A 972-nucleotide genomic window follows, 5' to 3' on the forward strand; every position below is an offset into this window, starting at 1 on the left:
CGACATCCGGGTGGCCGAAGCGCTGTCCGGCATCGACGTGGAGCTGACGCGTCGCGCGGCGCTGATCCCGAGCCTGGTACACACGGTCCAGACGTTCGCCACCCACGAGAAAAGCGTCCTCGACCACGTCACCGACGCCAGGGCTGCGTTGACGACGGCGACATCGGGTGGATCCGTCGCCGAGCGCAGCGCCGCCGAAAAGGAACTCGACTCGGCGCTGGCGCCTGTGCTGGCGCTCGGTCATAGCTATCCACAGCTGAACTCGTCGAACAATTTTCTGAACCTGCAGGACAACCTGGCCGACACCGAGAACAAGCTGGCGTTCGCGCGCCAGTACTACAACGACGCTGCCGCCACGCTGAATCGGTTGGTCAGTACCATGCCGTGGATGTTCGTCGCGCCGCTGACCGGTGTGGCCGAACGCGAGTACTACCAGACACCGAGATAGGTATGCGGATCGTTTTCGCAGGAACCCCAGAGCCCGCGCTGCCGTCGCTGCGTCGGCTCATCGACTCACCGCGCCATGACGTGGTCGCGGTGCTCACCCGCCCTGACGCCGCCTCCGGCCGCCGCGCCAAGCCCTCGCCGTCGCCGGTGGCGGCGCTGGCGCTCGAGCACGACATCCCGGTGCTGCGGCCCGAGCGCCCCAACGCCGACGAATTCGTCTCGGAACTGGCGGGGTTCGCCCCCGATGTGTGCGCCGTCGTCGCCTATGGCGCGCTGCTGCGCGACGGTCTGCTGGCGGTGCCGGCGCACGGCTGGATCAATCTGCACTTTTCGTTGCTGCCGGCGTGGCGTGGCGCCGCGCCGGTGCAGGCCGCCATCGCGGCGGGCGACACCGTCACGGGCGCGACCACGTTCCAGATCGAGCCTGCGCTGGATTCCGGCCCGGTGTACGGCGTCGTCACCGAGACGATCCGACCCACCGACACCGCGGGGGATCTGCTTGAGCGCCTGTCGGTTTCGGGGGCA

General features: G+C 68.6%; 2 protein-coding genes. Both read left to right on the forward strand.

Annotated features, from left to right (window positions below):
• Window positions 1-448: LemA family protein (locus tag A5651_RS00935; protein WP_066974652.1), on the forward strand; the 448-nt coding region annotated here is incomplete at its 5' end.
• Between the two features lie 2 nt (window positions 449-450).
• On the forward strand, window positions 451-972 hold a 522-nt coding region (locus A5651_RS00940; protein ID WP_304441177.1), incomplete at its 3' end, for a methionyl-tRNA formyltransferase.

This window comes from Mycobacterium sp. 1274761.0 (genome assembly GCF_001668615.1).
Taxonomy (GTDB): domain Bacteria; phylum Actinomycetota; class Actinomycetes; order Mycobacteriales; family Mycobacteriaceae; genus Mycobacterium.